Raw genomic sequence first — 15,464 nt, 5'->3', positions numbered from 1 at the left:
ACCGGCCTTTACATGGGTTCGTGGGGCAGACCCCGGCAGCATAAGGGATCCTGTGATGGCGTTTTAGGGTAATAGCGTCGGGAGACAGGCCTGGGTAGCGCGTCGGCAATGGAACACCAGCCCATCTTGCACACTCATAGGCTTTGCGCCAGCGCCTTGGGTAGATCATGCTGTACCGACCCGGCCCTGATGCACCAAAGGACTGCCCCCATGTTCCCTTTTGCCTGGATAGCCTGCGCATGACCCTGACGTTGCTCACCTTTTTCGGCACCCTGGCCGCCATGGAAGGCGTGGCCTGGTTTGCTCACAAGTACATCATGCATGGCTTCGGCTGGGGCTGGCACCGCTCGCACCATGAGCCGCGTACCGGGATCTTCGAGAAGAACGACCTGTACGCTGCGGTGTTCGCCGTGCTGGCGATCATGCTCATCGCCCTGGGCAATGCCGGTTGGTACCCGTTGCAATGGGTAGGCGCAGGCATGACGGCCTATGGGGTTCTGTATTTCGTCGCCCACGACGGCCTGGTGCACCGGCGCTGGCCTTTCAAAGTGGTGCCGCGCAAGGGTTACTTCAAGCGCCTGTACCAGGCACATCGGCTTCATCATGCCGTACAGGAACGCGAAGGCTGTGTGTCGTTCGGTTTTCTGTATGTCCCCACTATCGAGCGGCTGCGCCAGCAACTTCGGGCACTGCATGGCGGGCCGCTGCGGGCGAAGGGCGCTGCCACAGGCGAGCCGGGCGTTGGGGGTAGCGACGCAGCCGACAGCTCAGCGCCTGCCAAAACCCCGTGACCAAGGCACCGACCTTTTCGCGTTTTGACGTAGACAGCCGACCGTCCCAGGCGTCGATCCCGGCGCTGTCGACCTTCAGGCCGATGCGCCGGTATACCTGACCAGCCGTGGCCACTGCCCACGCCGAGCGCAGCGGCAAGGCCGGCAGCCCCGCCTGGGCGCTGGCGTAGTAGGGCTCGGCCTGGGCGACCAGGCGCCTGGCCAGGGTGGCGACGGCTGCGCGGTGACGCACATCGGCCAGGTCGTCTGCACTAAGGTCGAATTCCGACAGCCAAGCCTGGGGCAAGTAACAGCGCCCCACCTTGGCATCATCGACGATGTCTCGGGCGATGTTGGTCAGCTGCATGGCCAGGCCCAGGTCGCAGGCCCGGTCCAGCACGCGCGCCTCCTGAACGCCCATGACCCTGGCCATCATCAGGCCCACCACACCTGCCACGTGATAGCAGTAGACCATGACCTCATCCAGGGTCTGGTAGCGGCAGGCGGACACGTCCTGGGCGAAGCCTTCGAGCAGGTCGAAGGCTTCGGCGCGGGGGATGTCGTGGCGCCTGGCCACTTCGCGCAGTGCGGCGAAGGCCGGTTGATCCACGGGCAAGTCCGCGCAGGCGGCTTCGGTCTGGCGCTGCAGATCCAACAGGCGCACTTGCGCTTCTTCCTGGCTGATGACCACCGCATCATGCCCGGCTTGCTGCCCATCGATCACGTCATCGCAATGGCGGCACCAGGCATACAACAGTACGGCGCTGCGCCGGGTGTGCGCATCGAAGAGCCGGGCTGCTGCGGCAAAGCTCTTCGAACCCACGGCAATGCTGTGTTCGGCATGGGCAAGCAACTGGTCGTGGGACGGTGCGGTCATGCGCCCAGGTCCTCGAGCATCAGCCCTGCCGTGGCCTTGGCCGAGGCGATCACGCCAGGTACACCGGCCCCCGGGTGCGTGCCTGCGCCCACCAGGTACAGGTTGCTCACTTGGCTGTCACGGTTGTGCGGGCGGAACCAGGCGCTCTGGGTCAGGATCGGTTCCAGGGAAAACGCCGAACCCAGGTGCGCATTGAGTTCCTCACGGAAGTCCAGCGGCGTGAAGGTGCGGCAGGTGACCAGGTCCTCGCGCAGGCCAGGAATGTAGTGACGTTCCAGGTAGTCGAGAATCTTGTCCCGGAACCGTGGCCCCTCCACCTCCCAGTCGATGGCCGCGTTGCCCATGTGCGGTACGGGCGCCAGCACGTAGTGGCTCGAGCATCCTTCCGGAGCGAGGCTCGGGTCGGTGGCGCAAGGGGTGTGCAGGTAGAGTGAAAAGTCTTCGGCAAGCTCATGACCGTTGAAGATTTCGTCGATCAGCTCCCGGTAGCGCGGGCCAAAGCAGACCGTGTGATGGCGCAGTTGCGGTTGGGTGCGCTTGAGGCCGAAGTGCACCACGAACAGCGAGTTGCTAAAGCGCTTGCCCTTGAGCCGCTTGCCTTCCTGTTCACCCCGTGGATGCTCGCCCAGCAGGTCGGAGTAGGTGTGCACTACATCGGCATTGGAAGCGACTGCGTCTGCCAGCCAGCGCCGACCGTCCTGGGTGCGCACGCCGGTCACGCGGCTGCCTTGGGTTTCGAACGCGGCCACCTTGGCATTGAGCTCCAGGGTGCCGCCCAGGTCGGTGAACAACTTGGCCATGCCCTGCACCAGGGCACCGGTGCCGCCTTTAGGGAACCACACACCCCAGGTGCGCTCCAGCGCATGGATCAAGGTGTAGATCGAGGAGGTGGCGAACGGGTTGCCCCCGACCAGCAAGGCGTGGAACGAAAACGCCTGGCGCAGTTGGTCATCCTGGATGAACCGCGCCACCATGCTATAGACGCTGCGCCACGCCTGCAGGCGAGCCAACTGCGGGCCGGCATGCAGCATGTCGCGAAAAGACAGGAACGGCACCGCGCCGAGCTTGATGTAGCCTTCTTGCAGCACGGCTTTGGAATAGGCCAGGAACTGTCGATAACCTTCCACGTCCTTGGGCTCGAAGGCCTCGATCTGGCGTTCCAGGTCGGCCTGGTCATTGCCATAGTCGAAGGCCCGGCCATCCTCCCAGCACAGGCGGTAGAACGGCGTTACCGGCAGCAACTCCACGTAATCCTGCATAGGCCGGCCGGCGAGGGTGAACAGGGCTTCGATGGCGCTTGGGTCGGTGATCACCGTGGGGCCTGCGTCGAAGGTAAAGCCTTGGTCGTTGTAGACGTAGGCGCGGCCACCGGGTTTGTCGCGTGCCTCGAGCAAGGTCGTGGGGATACCCGAGGCCTGCAGGCGAATGGCCAGGGCCAGGCCGCCAAGGCCTGCCCCAATGACCAGGGCGGATCGTTCGTTGCTCATGGATAGTCCTTGAAATGGGCAGGAGAGTGTCGCAAGGCAGCCTTCATGGCCTCGCCTACGGGCACAGGCGGCTTGCCGCACAGGATCCGCAGACGATCACGCAGCGTACTCTGGCCTGCGTAGAAACGGGCGATCAGCCCATCAGGCAATCGATAAAAGCGCTGCATCACCTGCCAGCGACGGTTCGGCCGGCCGGCTAGAAACAGCATTCGGTTGAGCAGGCGGTAGAACCCTTGTTCACGCCAGCGTCGGCGAAGGTAGGCGCCCAACGCGGGCTTGAGTGACGCCGTATCATCCAGCGCTTGCGTCGCCAACCAGTCGGCTAGGCGCACGGCATCGGGCAGTGAATAGCCCGTGGTGCAGTGGAACAATCCGGCTCGTAGGCCAACGGCGAGCGGCCCTTGCTGCTCGTTCCACCAGCCAGGAAAGTCGTCGGCCAGGGTGATCGGCAATACGCCCTGTTCTTCACGCAGGCACTCGGCGACGTGCCAGCCGCGCTGCTGCAGGTAGCGTTCGATGTGCTGGCGCAGCTGCTCTGCGGCGGGCGCCTGGCTGTCGACGTAATGGGTGTCCTCCACCAGCAGGGTGTCGGCCGTGAAGGGCAGTACATAGACGAAGCGATAGCCTTCGCCCTGAGGTACCCGCGCATCCATCAGGATCGGTGCCTCCAAGCCATGGGGGGCCGTCAGGCGCACGATCTGCCCAAGGAATGCTTGCTGGCCGAGCACCCGGTGAGGGCTGTGCTGCATGCCCCGGCCATCGATCACTACCGCGGCGTGCAAGGTTTCGCCGCTGGCGAGTGTGACGTGGCTGGCACCCACTTCAGCGACAGCGCAGCCCGTGCGCAAGCTCGGGCCGAGGGCAGGGGTGATCACCTGGGCGAAACGCTCGCTGGTGATGCTCGCATAACCGCCTTCCATACGCCTGGAAAAAGCCGGGAAGTGCACGTGGTACGCAGGCCAGCGCTGCTCGACCAGCGGGGCCAGCCAGCGTTGTTGCTCGGGAGTGAGGTCGGCGTCATGAAAGGACCAGGTGTGGTTCCCGCCCAGGGCCAGCCCTTGTTCCAGGCACAGCACGCGCAATTGCGGGCGCAATTGCTGGAGTCGCCAGGCGATCAGGCCGTTGGCCAACCCACCACCTACCAGGATCAGGTCATAGGGCACGGTGTGTTCTCCGAAATGCTGGGTTGGCCACTGTGCAGCGCGGCTTCGATGAGGCTGGCAGCGCGCTGTACGCCACCGCAGGCGGCAAGCTCGGCTTCCAGCGCGGCATCACGTGGTGCAGCTTCATCAAGCAGCTGACCCAACGTCTGGCCAATGGCAGCTACGCTGGCTCGTTTGGAGAGTACCCGCCCCAAACGGTGATGGCGCACCCGCGCAGCCACGCCAGGCTGATCGAATGCAATCGGCATGACCAGCAACGGTGTGCCGGCGCACACGGTATCGAGCACCGTGTTCAAGCCGCCATGGCTGATCACCACATTGGCTCGCCGCACCGCCCAGTGCTGAGGGGCGAAGTCGGTCACGACGGTGGCGCCAATCTGGCGCAGCCTGGCCTGCTGATGGCCATCCAACCCACCGCAGTGCGCCACCAGCAACTGGGCATCCAGGCGTCGGCAAGCCTTGGCAATACGTGCGAACAGATCGAACCGGTGGCCCTGGAGCGTCCCCAGGCTTGCGAATACCAAGGGCTTGCCGGGTTCGAAAGACCAGTTGGGGCTCCCCTGAGAGGGCGTGCTGCGTAACGGGCCGACGGCGTGAAAGTGCTTGGGCAGACCCACTCTGGGGAAATCCAGGTGCAGGGGTGTCTGGCTCAACTGGGCCAGTGGCGAGAGAAATTCATGGGCACCGCTGCGCGGTTGCAGCCCGTGGCGATGACAGGCCTGCAGCAAGGTGTCGTGCAACGGGCGCATGAGCCAGTCATGGACCTGAACACTGCCTTCGTAGAGGCGCGCATCCAAGCCCAGCCCGAACGGCATCACGGGCAATGGCAAGCCTGGCTCGCGATTGATTGGCAATGCACAGGCCACTGAAAAGAACGGCAGTTTGCAAGCCTCGGCCACCAAGCCGCCTGCGGGCTCCATCTGGTCGCAAATCATGGCATCGACCCGATGTTCCCTGAGCGCCTGCGGCAGGTTGCTGATCAGCATGGCCGTGGTGTGCGCCAGCTGTTTGATCAAGCGACGCAGGCGCAGCGGCCCGGCGGGGTCAGCCACGCGACGCATGGCAAGGTCAAGGCTGCCCGGCGGGCACTCGGCATGGCCGATGGCGACGAAGCCCATTCGCCTGTCGCTCAGCCAGCGTTCGGCTTCAGGCTGGTGAAAGAAACTGACCCGATGGCCGCGTTCGACCAATTCGCCGCCCAAGGCTTGCATCGCTGCAAAATGGCTGGGGTAGGGCGGAGCAATCAGGGCGAAGTGGCTCATTTGATGTCTAGCTGGGCATTGACCAGTCGGGCCCGGCGCAACTGCGCCAGCGTGGCCGAGCCTGTGCAGAAGCAGGCGATACGCAGTTGCCGGATGATCACGTCGAAGTGCGAGACCACCGCTTCGGTGGATGCCATTGCAGAGGTCAGCACCCCGGCAGCCTGGCCCACCAGGTCCGCCCCCAGGCGGATGGCCTTGGCCGCGTCCACGCCATCGCGGACCCCGCCTGAGGCGATCAGGCCAACCGTTGGCACGGCGCGGCGCACGGCAAGCAGGCTATGGGCGGTCGGGATGCCCCAGCCGCTGAAGGCCATTGCCACCGCACGCTCGGCAGGGTCATTGGCACGCTCGGCCTCCACCGCGGCCCAGCTTGTGCCGCCGGCACCGGCCACATCGATCATGGACACGCCAGCGTCGTACAATTGCCGCGCAACGCCTGGCGAAATACCAGCGCCTACCTCCTTGACGATGATGGGCGCGTGAAGCTGCCCGGCAACGTGCTCGATGCAGGCGAGCACCCCGTTCCAGTTGCGGTCGCCCTCGGGCTGAACGGCTTCCTGCAGGGGGTTGAGGTGAATGATCAGGGCGCTGGCATCGAGTGTATCGACCGCGCGACGGGCAAGGTCCAGGCCATCGGCCTCGCGTAACTGGGCCGCGCCCAGGTTTGCCAAAAGCGGGACATCGGGTGCAAGCCTTCTCAGCTCTGTGGTCAATCCTTGGTCCTGGCCGCTGCGCAAGCTCACTCGCTGCGAACCCACACCCATGGCCAGGCCCAAAGCCTGCGCAGCTTCGGCCAGGTGCTGGTTGATGAACCGTGCGCGATCAGCCCCGCCAGTCATCGAACTGATCAACAGCGGTGCGCGCAGTGCCATGCCGAACAGCTCGGTACCCAGGTTGACGTCTTCCAGGGCCATCTCGGGCAGTGCACAATGTTCGAAACGCAGCGCCGACCAGCCGGCATCGACCCCATGCGAGGTGCTGCCGGCGGCCAGGACGATATCCAGGTGATCATCCTTGCGTTGACTCAACGGGCTTTTGTTCATGCCGGCTCCACTGCCAGGGAATCATCCTGAGGTACGTGCGGTCTGTGTGCTTAGGACAGACAAGTTGTACAACACTACCCGTTTTGTATAGCTAAGCTCATAAAAAGCAAAGCATCAGGCAACGGCGCCCATCAGTCGTTCCTTTTCATCTACGGTCAATGGGCCGCCCACATCGAGAGGCAAGGATGACGACCATCGCCCCCCCGCACAGCGCTGGCGCTGATCACGATCAGCCACTGGCCGTCGCACATGCGGCCGTAGAAGCCCGGCTGGCAGCCTTGCTGCCATCGGCAGGTCACGAGCGCGACCTCGTGGTTGCGGCCATGCGCGACTGTACCCTGGCGCCAGGCAAGCGCTTGCGGCCCCTGTTGTTACTTTTTACGGCGCAGGGTCTGGGCGCATGCCCACACGCAGCGCTCGACCTCGGTTGTGCGGTCGAGATGGTACATGCAGCCTCCCTTGTGCTGGACGACTTGCCGTGTATGGACAACGCCGCCTTGCGCCGCGGCCGCCCTACCTTGCACCTGGCTTTTGGCGAAGACGTGGCTGTGTTGACGGCCATTGCCTTGCTCTCCCGTGCGTTCGGGGTTGTGGCGGGGTTGCAGACGGTCGGGCCGGATGTGCGCAGCGACCTAGTGGTGACCCTCACCTCGGCCATCGGTGCCGATGGGCTGGTCAAGGGGCAGTTGCAGGATCTGCGTGACGGTGCACGGCCGCGGACGGCGGCTGAAATTGCCGAGACCAATCAACTCAAGACCGGAGCCTTGTTCTCGGCCCTGCTAGGCATGGCCGGCCGGCTGGCGGGGGCTGGCGCCAGCCAGCAGGGCACCCTGCTGCAATTGGCGGGGGAGTTGGGGCAGGCGTTTCAGTTGCACGACGACTTGCACGACCGTGACCCGGAAAGTGGCAAGAGCATGGGGTTGGATCAGGGCAAGTCGACCCTGCTGGCGATGTGTGGCGAGATGCAGGTGCGCCAGCGGTTGGAAGCCCATTTGCAGAGCGTCGAACAGTGCCTGAACAGCCTGGGCCTTGGGACCTCGCCGATCGGTGGGGTATTGCGCAAGGTGTTCGCATCGAAGGGTGTGCAGGCTGCCGGCAGCACCGTATGGCGTCAGGGCGTGGGTGGTCTTGCGGTAGGTGGAGCGGTCGTGCATCACGTCTAAGGCGCAGGGCGTTGCGCCAATCCAAAGGTCTACGCAAGTTGAGCTGCGCCCCAAATGTTGGACATCCGTCCACTTTTGGGGTTTTTATGCGCAGGTATTCGAAGCAGTTCAAGCTGTCAGCCATTCAGGCCTTTCTTGATCGCGGGTATGGCTTTCGCCATGTTGCCGCACAGTTCCAAATGGATCCGACGCTCCTTCGTCGCTGGGTCGTGGCCTACCGTACGCACGGTCAGGCCAGTCTGGAGAAAACAGGCCGCCATTACAGCGCCGAGTTCAAGCTCGCCGTTCTTCATCATAAATGGCGCGAAGACCTTTCGTTGCGTGCCACGTCAGCGCTTTACAACCTTGGCAATTCCACACTGGTTCGCAGTTGGGAGGAACAGTATTACAGTGGCGGACATCAACCCCGACCGCCCCGTAAGAAGCCAGTGATTACCGCGATGCCTAAAGCACCCCGCAAGTCTGAAGACGTTTCATCCACGCCTACTGAGCAACTCACTCGTGAGCAGTTGCTGACAAGGCTAGCCCAGCTCGAAGCGGAGAACGCCTATCTAAAAAAGCTCGAGGAGCTAGACGAGGAGAAGGCGAGGAAGAAGATAGCCAGAAAAAAACCCGGCTAGTCGCGGCGCTACGTAAGCTTTACCCGCTTGCCTGGCTGCTCAAAGCAGCTCATTTGTCGCGCAGCACTTATTATTACCAGCTCGGCGTGCTCGAGGCTGGGGATCGGTGTGCCTCGCTCAAAACGTTGATACAAGACATCAGCCACCGGCACCGCGGCCGCTACGGGTATCGGCGAGTCACCTCTACGCTGCGTAGCGAAGGGCAATCGGTTAACAGTAAGAAGGTACGCCGTCTGATGGCCGAACTGGACCTGAAATGTACAGTGCGCCCCAAGAAGTACAAATCTTATCGGGGGCTAATGGGCGAAGCCGCCCCCAACATCCTTAAGCGCGACTTCCGCGCAGACCAGCCAAATCAAAAGTGGGTAACGGATGTTACCGAGTTCAAAGTGGCAGGTGAGAAGCTATACCTTTCTCCGATCATGGATCTTTATAACGGCGAGATCGTTGCTTATCGTACCGACTCCCGACCCCGATTTACCTTGGTAGGCGAAATGTTGGAGACAGCAATCAATAGGCTACCAGCTAACAGCCGGCCACTCTTGCACTCAGATCAAGGCTGGCATTATCGATACCCTGACTACTGCAAGCGGTTGAAAGAAGCAGGGCTTGAACAGAGCATGTCACGCAAGGGCAACTGCCTGGACAACGCGGCGATGGAAAGCTTTTTTGGGACGCTCAAATCGGAGTACTTCCACCGTGAGCGCTTCGCAAGCGTGGCTGAGCTTAAGGCGGGGTTGGATGAATACATCCATTATTACAACCATGATCGAATCAAAATGAAGCTCAACGGCCTGAGCCCTGTGGCTTACAGGACTCAGGCTGAGATAGGCTAACCAACTGTCCAACATTTGGGGCGCAGCTCAAGTCCCTGTAGGAGCGGCCCTTGTGCCGCGATGGGCCGCAGAGCGGCCCCGGCGAGATGAGCTGCGAAGCTTAAATCCTAGGGCCGCTGCGCGACCCATCGCGGCACAAGGGCCGCTCCTACGGGGGGCCGCGTAACCTGTGAAGCTGGAGTCAAAGCGCCTGCGCAATAGCGGGCTCACTGATCCAATTGCCTCGCATGCCGGGCAAAAACCTTTTCCAGCAGTTCCCACATGACTGGGTCCAGGCTGAACGCCACGTTGAAACGCATCCAGCCCGTTGCCCTGGCATCGACCATGAACAACTGTCCGGGGCCGAGCATGATGCCTTTTTCGAGCGCGTCATCGAGCAACAGCGCGCTGTCGGGAATCGAGGGATGCCGGGTCCAGATGTACATCCCCTCGTCCGATTCGGTGAACAGTTCGAAGCCTAGCCGGTGCAGATGCTCACCCACCCGTTGATGCGCCTCGGCCAGGCGTTGGCGCAGACGCTTGAGGTGCTTGCGCCAGCGACCGTCGATGATGGCGGCATAGACGACCCGCTCCATGACCTGCGAAGTGGTCAGGCCCGAGCGCATTTTCAGGTGTACCAGCTGTTGCGCCAGTTCAGGATTGGCCAGCAGGTAGCCCACCCGCACATTGGGCGAGATGCTTTTCGAGTAACTGCCCACGTAGACCACCTGCTGCAGGTGGTCCAGGCTGGCGAGGCAGGGTTGCGGATCGGCGATCATGTCGGCGTACAGGTTGTTTTCGACCAGCCGGAAACCATGCTGGTTGGCCAGTTGCAGCAGGCGGTGCAGCTGGGGCAACGGCGTGCGCGAGCACGTCGGGCTGTGCAAGTGAGGCTGGGTGAAGAAAGCCGTGGGCCTATGTTGCGCCAGCAACCGCTCAAGCTGATTGAGGTCGTAGCCATTGGGCGTGCGCGCCACCCCCAGTAGCGTTGCGCCTTGGGTGCGCAGAATGCTCATCAGGTTGGGATAGCCAGGGTCGTCCACCAGTACCACGTCACCTGGCCGGACCAGCGTACGCACGGCCAGGTCCAGGGCCTGGCTGGCACCGTGGGTCAACATCAGCTGAGCGGGGTTGGCGACGATCGACAAATCCTGCTGCAGGTTCTGCGCCGTCAACGCGCGTAGTTCGGGCAACCCCATGGGGTCACCGTAACCGGACAGTTCCAGTGGGCTGCCAGCCACCTGCCGCAGCCCTCGGCGCAGGCCATCTTCGTACATCCAGTCATTGGGCAGCCAGCCGCAGCCTGGCTTGAACGGCAACTGCCGGGTTTCGAAGATCTGCTGCAGGTACCACTCGGTGTTGAACGTTGGTCGGCTTGCATCAGGGTCAGCCGTGTGCGTGTCCAGCAGTTCAGCGGCGGCGCGATTGACGAAAAAGCCAGCGTTGCCACGGCTTACCAGCAGCCCTTGGGCGACCAGGCGATCGTAGGCTTCCACCACGGTGAAGGTGCTGACCGAGTAGGTGGCGGCGAAGGCGCGGATCGACGGCACCTTGGCGCCAGGCTTGAGCGTCTGTGTGTCGATCAGGGTGCGCAGACCGTCGATGATCTGGTTGACCAACGGTGTGGAAGCGTCTGGGTTCAATTGCAGCATGGGGGACCTTCAGGTGTGTAACGCCAGGTGCTGGCCCGGTGTATAGGGTTGGCGACCTGTACAGTGCAGTGCGAGTTTCATGCCACTGTGCATGGCTCTCTGCGATGGACATTTTTACATTAGGTGTCGGATATCGCCACACAAAGCATGTTCAGTTCGCTCCAGGCCTCAGCCCTGGGGCGCGTCAGCAGGCCGCCATGGATGGCCTGCGTGTGTTCGTTCACACCTCCTGCGCGCATTAGCACTGATGTACAGGTGAAACCGCCAGCCATCGGGGTTTCACGGTTTTCCTTGGATAAAAAGAAGCACGGGGTACACAACTGATGGACGCAACATCCACAACCACCACCGCGAACGGCGGGCATGAGAGCAAGCTCAGTGCCTCGCTGAAGTCGCGCCACCTGACGATGATGTCCATCGCCGGGGTCATCGGCGGCGCCTTGTTCGTAGGATCCGGCAGCGTGATCCACAGCGCCGGGCCGGCCGCGGTGCTGGCCTACCTGGCAGGCGGCATCCTCGTGGTGCTGATCATGCGCATGCTTGGCGAAATGGCAACGTCTTCACCCGACACGGGCTCGTTTTCCACCTACGCCGACCGTGCCATCGGGCGCTGGGCCGGCTTCACCATCGGCTGGCTGTACTGGTGGTACTGGGTCATTCTCATGGCCTGGGAAGCCTACGTAGCCGGCAAGATCCTGCACGGGTTCTTCCCAGATGTGAGTGTCAACGTGTTCGTGCTGGCCACGACGTTGCTGCTGATCACGGTCAACTTCTTCAACGTCAAGCACTACGGTGAGTTCGAGTTCTGGTTCGCCCTGATCAAGGTCATCGCGATCGTCTGCTTCCTGATCGTCTGTACCGCAGCGGTGCTCAACATCTGGCAATTCGGCGAGGTGCGGGGCATTACCCACCTGACCGCCGAAGGGTTCATGCCCAATGGCATCACCACCGTCATCGGGGCGTTGCTGGGGGTGATGTTTGCATTCCTGGGCGCCGAGATCGTGACCATCGCAGCCTCCGAGGCCAAAGACCCGGCAGCGCAGATCGTCAAGGCCACCAACTCGGTGGTATGGCGCGTGTGCCTGTTCTACGTAGGCTCGATCTTCCTGATCGTCTGCCTGGTACCGTGGAACGACCCGCACCTGGGCGTCTCCGGCTACGGCGCCTATCGCCGTACCCTTGAGCTGCTGGGCGTGCCTTACGCCGAGTTGCTGATGAACTTCGTGGTGCTGACCTCGGTGAGCAGCTGCCTGATCTCTGGCCACTACACCGCCTCGCGCATGCTGTTCTCCCTGGCCCAGCGTGGCGACGCACCGTCGTTCTTCAAGATCACTCGTGCCGGCACTGGCGTGCCCGTGTACGCGATCATGGGCTCGTGCGCGGTGGCAGTGGTGTGTGCGCTGATCAATTTCAGCGAGACCCTGCGCCCCAAGGACGTACTCGATACCCTGATGAACACCACGGGCATGATTGCCCTGCTGGTGTACCTGGTGATCGCGTTCTCCCAGCTGCGCATGCGCCGCAAGCTGATTGCCGAAGGCAAGGAAGTGCGCCTGAAGATGTGGCTGTTCCCGTGGCTCACCTACCTGGTGATCGCCTTCATCGTAGCGGCCCTGGTAACCATGGCGTTCATGCCTGACTACCAGATCCTGGTGATCTCCACCGGCATCGCGGCGGCGCTGGTGGTAGCGATGGGGGTTGTGCACCAGATGCGCAGCGCGCCTCGACACTAAGCCTCATTGGCTCTGCGAAGCGGCCGGTTCCCTCCAAGGGGCCGGCCGCTTCGCGTTTTGGGCGACAGATGGCATATGCTGGAGGGCATCGCTCATCGGAGAACGTCGCCATGTCCTGGTCTGCCACCCAGTATTCCTTGTTCGAAGACGAACGCACCCGGCCGGTGCGCGACCTGCTGGGGGCGGTGCCGCCGCGCCCGGTGCGGCATGCCACCGACCTGGGCTGCGGGCCCGGCAATTCCACCGAGGTGCTGCTGCAGCGCTGCCCCGACGCGCAGGTGACCGCGCTGGACAGCGACCCGGACATGATCGAGAAGGCCCGAGAGCGCAAGCGGCTGTGCATCCCCCGCGTGCACATGGTCACGGCGGACATCGCAGGCTGGGCCGCTCCTGAGCCCCAGGACCTGATCCTGGCCAACGCCTCGCTGCAATGGGTGCCCGACCACGGGCGGCTGTACCCGCACCTGGTGCGTCAGCTCAGCGAAGGGGCGAGCCTTGCAGTGCAGACGCCCGACAACCTGGAGGAGCCCGCACACACCGCGTTGCGCGAGATCGCCTGCCGTGGCCCGTGGGCGGCCACGTTCGAGGACTTCCAGTTGCCGCCGCGCCATGGCGCGGCGTTCTATTACGACCTGTTGAGCCCGCTCTGTGCCCGGGTCGAAGTGTGGCGCACCACCTACCACCATCCCTTGGCCGACGGCGCTGAGGGCGTGGTGCAGTGGTTCAAGGGTTCGGCCTTGCGGCCTTATCTGTCGCGGCTGCAACCGCACGAGCAGGAGGCCTTCCTGCAGATGTACCTGCAGGCGATGCAAGGCGCCTACCCGCCAGCCTCCGACGGCAAGGTACTGCTGCCGTTTCCGCGCTTGTTCGTGATCGCCACCCGCTGAATCTTCTGGTGAGGGGTCGGCGCAGCGCAGACGGTTGTCGATCCTTGCCCATAGGCGTATAAACTGCTCCCACTTTTTGTGCCGGTCGCTTCCTGAACCGGCCGCTGAAACAAGAGAGTCGACATGGGCGCACAGTGGAAAGCCAAACATAAAGAAGCCGCGGCCAATGCCAAGGGCAAGGTCATGGGCAAGCTGTCCAAGGAAATCCAGATCGCCGCCAAATCCGGCGCCGACCCGGACATGAACCCGCGTCTGCGCCTGGCCATCGAACAGGCCAAGAAGGCTTCGATGACCCGCGAAACCCTGGAGCGGGCCATTCGCAAGGGTGCTGGCCTGGATGGCGATGCCGTGCAGTATGCGGCTGTCAGCTACGAAGGCTTCGCCCCGCACCAGGTCCCGCTGATCGTCGAGTGCCTGACTGACAACGTCAACCGCACGGTCGCGCAAATTCGTGTGCTGTTCCGCAAGGGTCAGCTCGGTGCCAGCGGCTCGGTCTCCTGGGACTTCAACCATGTCGGGCTGATCGAGGCCACCCCCAACGGTGACGCTGATCCTGAGATGGCTGCCATCGAAGCCGGGGCCCAGGACTTCGAAGAAGGCGAAGAGGAGGGGTCAACCCTGTTCATCACCGATACCACCGACCTGGACGCTGTGCAGAAGGCCCTGCCGGGGCACGGTTTCACCGTCACGTCGGCCAAGATCGGCTACACCCCGAAAAACCCGGTGAGTGCTTCGAGCCTGAGTGCCGAAGCCCTGGCCGAAGTCGAGGCGTTTCTCGAAGCCATCGACGAGAACGACGACGTCCAGAACGTCTACGTTGGCTTGACGCAGTAAGCGCGAGCCCCATCTGCCGATGCTGCCCATTGCCAGGCGTCTCGCACAGGCGATGGCTGGGCAGCACCGCACCGGGGTGTGCCCCGAGCGGGAGCTGCCGTGAATCCAGCCTTTGCCACGCTCAGCCTTGGGCACCTGCGGGTGCTCGATCACCTGCTGCAGGTGCAGAACCTCAGCCGGACGGCTGAGCGCCTGGGCGTGAGCCAGTCGGCCTTGAGCCGTCAGTTGGCTCAACTTCGCGAGGCCTTCGACGACCCGCTGCTGGTGCGTCAAGGCCGAGGCTATGTGCTGAGCGAGCATGCCCAGACGCTACGCGAGCCCTTGCGCCAGGTGCTGGACGAGCTGCAGGCGCTTCGTCAGCCTGCGGTATTCGAGCCTGGCCGCTGCCAACGCCGCTTTTGCCTTGCTGCTTCCGATTATGTCGCCGAGCATATGCTCCCTTTGCTGGTGACGGCGCTGGAGCAGGAAGCGCCAGGCATCAGCCTGGAATACCGCACCTGGCAAGCCGGGCAATATGACCTGCTCGCCAGTGGCGAGATCGACCTTGCCACCACCTTGTTCGACGAGTCGCCGCCCAATGTGCACGGGCGTCTGCTTGGCGAGGATCGGGCGGTGTGCCTGATGGCACCGGATCATCCCTTGACCGCCCATGGGCGGGTTTCGCAAAGCGACTACCTGGCGTGCAGGCATGTACGAATCTCCGGTGGCGGGGACAAGGACAGCTTCATTGACCAGCATCTGCGTGCGCAGGGCCTGCAACGGCACATCAGCCTGCAAGTGCCGTTTTTTTGCGCAACGGTAAAGGTGGTCGCCAGCAGCCAGGCAGTGGCTACCGTGCCCGAACACATCGCCCGCCAATTGTGCCGCCTGTATCCGCTGGCGTGGCGCCCGTTGGGGTTCGTCGAGCACAGTCAGCGGTATTGGGTGGTGTGGCACGAACGTTTGCATGGGTCGGCCGAGCATCGCTGGTTTCGAAACCGGGTGTTCGACCTGTGGCGCCAATCTCAATTCGGTGTCCAGGGCGGCGTTGCGTATTTGCCATAGCAGCTATGCGCAGGGCGCGGTTCTTCGCGCAGGCGGCGCACTCTACACTGCTCCCAGCCAGCCGCCGACCCGCACTGACCGCCATCAGCGCGTGAGGCGCCCACCACAGGAGCA

The 15,464-nt window shown here is 63.1% G+C and carries 12 protein-coding genes and 1 pseudogene; 7 read left to right on the top strand and 6 right to left on the bottom strand.

The window, feature by feature from the left end; all coding sequences use genetic code 11:
• Positions 1 to 239: 239 nt before the first annotated feature.
• Complete coding sequence (locus CWR53_RS11810) at positions 240 to 791, top strand: sterol desaturase family protein (RefSeq protein ID WP_100851593.1); 552 nt, start codon at positions 240 to 242, stop codon at positions 789 to 791.
• Here the strand turns inward: CWR53_RS11810 and CWR53_RS11805 are convergent.
• From CWR53_RS11805 to fni, 5 genes and pseudogenes are all read right to left on the bottom strand, one after another.
• Positions 715 to 1,647: pseudogene (locus CWR53_RS11805) on the bottom strand (phytoene/squalene synthase family protein); the annotation flags it as partial. The gene CWR53_RS11810 and the pseudogene CWR53_RS11805 overlap by 77 nt on opposite strands.
• Positions 1,644 to 3,134: a phytoene desaturase gene (locus CWR53_RS11800; RefSeq protein ID WP_100851592.1), complete on the bottom strand. Its 1,491-nt coding sequence runs from the start codon at positions 3,132 to 3,134 to the stop codon at positions 1,644 to 1,646. The gene CWR53_RS11800 and the pseudogene CWR53_RS11805, both read right to left, overlap by 4 nt.
• Positions 3,131 to 4,297 (bottom strand): lycopene beta-cyclase CrtY, encoded by a 1,167-nt coding sequence (crtY, locus tag CWR53_RS11795; protein ID WP_100851591.1) that lies wholly within the window; start codon positions 4,295 to 4,297, stop codon positions 3,131 to 3,133. The genes CWR53_RS11800 and crtY overlap by 4 nt, the downstream gene beginning before the upstream one ends.
• Positions 4,282 to 5,559: a glycosyltransferase gene (locus CWR53_RS11790; protein ID WP_100852630.1), complete on the bottom strand. Its 1,278-nt coding sequence runs from the start codon at positions 5,557 to 5,559 to the stop codon at positions 4,282 to 4,284. The genes crtY and CWR53_RS11790 overlap by 16 nt, the downstream gene beginning before the upstream one ends.
• Complete coding sequence (gene fni / locus CWR53_RS11785; protein WP_100851590.1) at positions 5,556 to 6,602, bottom strand: type 2 isopentenyl-diphosphate Delta-isomerase; 1,047 nt, start codon at positions 6,600 to 6,602, stop codon at positions 5,556 to 5,558. Before fni ends, CWR53_RS11790 begins: the two co-directional genes overlap by 4 nt.
• A 185-nt stretch (positions 6,603 to 6,787) precedes the next feature.
• On the opposite strand from fni, the gene CWR53_RS11780 reads away from it, so the two are divergent.
• Complete coding sequence (locus CWR53_RS11780) at positions 6,788 to 7,765, top strand: polyprenyl synthetase family protein (protein ID WP_058605922.1); 978 nt, start codon at positions 6,788 to 6,790, stop codon at positions 7,763 to 7,765.
• Between the two features lie 86 nt (positions 7,766 to 7,851).
• Positions 7,852 to 9,221 (top strand): IS3 family transposase gene (locus CWR53_RS11775; RefSeq protein WP_375335496.1). Its coding sequence is split into 2 segments (ribosomal slippage): positions 7,852 to 8,331 and positions 8,334 to 9,221, totalling 1,368 coding nucleotides; the frame shifts between segments, so codons are not numbered across the junction.
• Between the two features lie 206 nt (positions 9,222 to 9,427).
• Here CWR53_RS11775 and CWR53_RS11770 read toward each other — a convergent pair.
• A complete protein-coding gene (locus tag CWR53_RS11770; RefSeq protein ID WP_058605921.1) occupies positions 9,428 to 10,852 on the bottom strand; it encodes a PLP-dependent aminotransferase family protein in 1,425 nt (474 codons plus the stop codon).
• 323 nt (positions 10,853 to 11,175) lie between these two features.
• Here CWR53_RS11770 and CWR53_RS11765 point away from each other — a divergent pair, with 323 nt between their 5' ends.
• The 4 genes from CWR53_RS11765 (at position 11,176) to CWR53_RS11750 (ending at position 15,350) form a co-directional block, all read left to right on the top strand.
• Positions 11,176 to 12,585 (top strand): amino acid permease, encoded by a 1,410-nt coding sequence (locus CWR53_RS11765; protein WP_027914808.1) that lies wholly within the window; start codon positions 11,176 to 11,178, stop codon positions 12,583 to 12,585.
• Between the two features lie 110 nt (positions 12,586 to 12,695).
• The gene (tam, locus tag CWR53_RS11760; RefSeq protein WP_058605920.1) at positions 12,696 to 13,472 is read left to right on the top strand and encodes a trans-aconitate 2-methyltransferase; all 777 of its coding nucleotides are present in this window, start codon (positions 12,696 to 12,698) and stop codon (positions 13,470 to 13,472) included.
• Between the two features lie 123 nt (positions 13,473 to 13,595).
• Positions 13,596 to 14,306: a YebC/PmpR family DNA-binding transcriptional regulator gene (locus tag CWR53_RS11755; RefSeq protein WP_058605919.1), complete on the top strand. Its 711-nt coding sequence runs from the start codon at positions 13,596 to 13,598 to the stop codon at positions 14,304 to 14,306.
• Between the two features lie 99 nt (positions 14,307 to 14,405).
• Positions 14,406 to 15,350, top strand: coding sequence for a LysR family transcriptional regulator (locus CWR53_RS11750; protein WP_100851589.1), 945 nt, complete (start codon positions 14,406 to 14,408; stop codon positions 15,348 to 15,350).
• Positions 15,351 to 15,464: the final 114 nt, after the last annotated feature.

The organism is Pseudomonas sp. SGAir0191 (assembly GCF_002812565.2).
Lineage (GTDB): Bacteria > Pseudomonadota > Gammaproteobacteria > Pseudomonadales > Pseudomonadaceae > Aquipseudomonas > Aquipseudomonas parafulva_B.
The sequence above is the reverse complement of the archived record's forward strand: the minus strand, read 5'-3'. Positions and strand labels throughout refer to the sequence as shown.

Coding starts and splice junctions, on each gene's coding strand:
- CWR53_RS11755 (WP_058605919.1), top strand. CDS start 13,596: ATGGGCGCACAGTGGAAAGCCAAACATAAAGAAGCCGCGGCCAATGCC.
- CWR53_RS11765 (WP_027914808.1), top strand. CDS start 11,176: ATGGACGCAACATCCACAACCACCACCGCGAACGGCGGGCATGAGAGC.
- CWR53_RS11770 (WP_058605921.1), bottom strand. CDS start 10,852: ATGCTGCAATTGAACCCAGACGCTTCCACACCGTTGGTCAACCAGATC.
- fni (WP_100851590.1), bottom strand. CDS start 6,602: ATGAACAAAAGCCCGTTGAGTCAACGCAAGGATGATCACCTGGATATC.
- CWR53_RS11780 (WP_058605922.1), top strand. CDS start 6,788: ATGACGACCATCGCCCCCCCGCACAGCGCTGGCGCTGATCACGATCAG.
- CWR53_RS11790 (WP_100852630.1), bottom strand. CDS start 5,559: ATGAGCCACTTCGCCCTGATTGCTCCGCCCTACCCCAGCCATTTTGCA.
- tam (WP_058605920.1), top strand. CDS start 12,696: ATGTCCTGGTCTGCCACCCAGTATTCCTTGTTCGAAGACGAACGCACC.
- CWR53_RS11810 (WP_100851593.1), top strand. CDS start 240: ATGACCCTGACGTTGCTCACCTTTTTCGGCACCCTGGCCGCCATGGAA.
- CWR53_RS11800 (WP_100851592.1), bottom strand. CDS start 3,134: ATGAGCAACGAACGATCCGCCCTGGTCATTGGGGCAGGCCTTGGCGGC.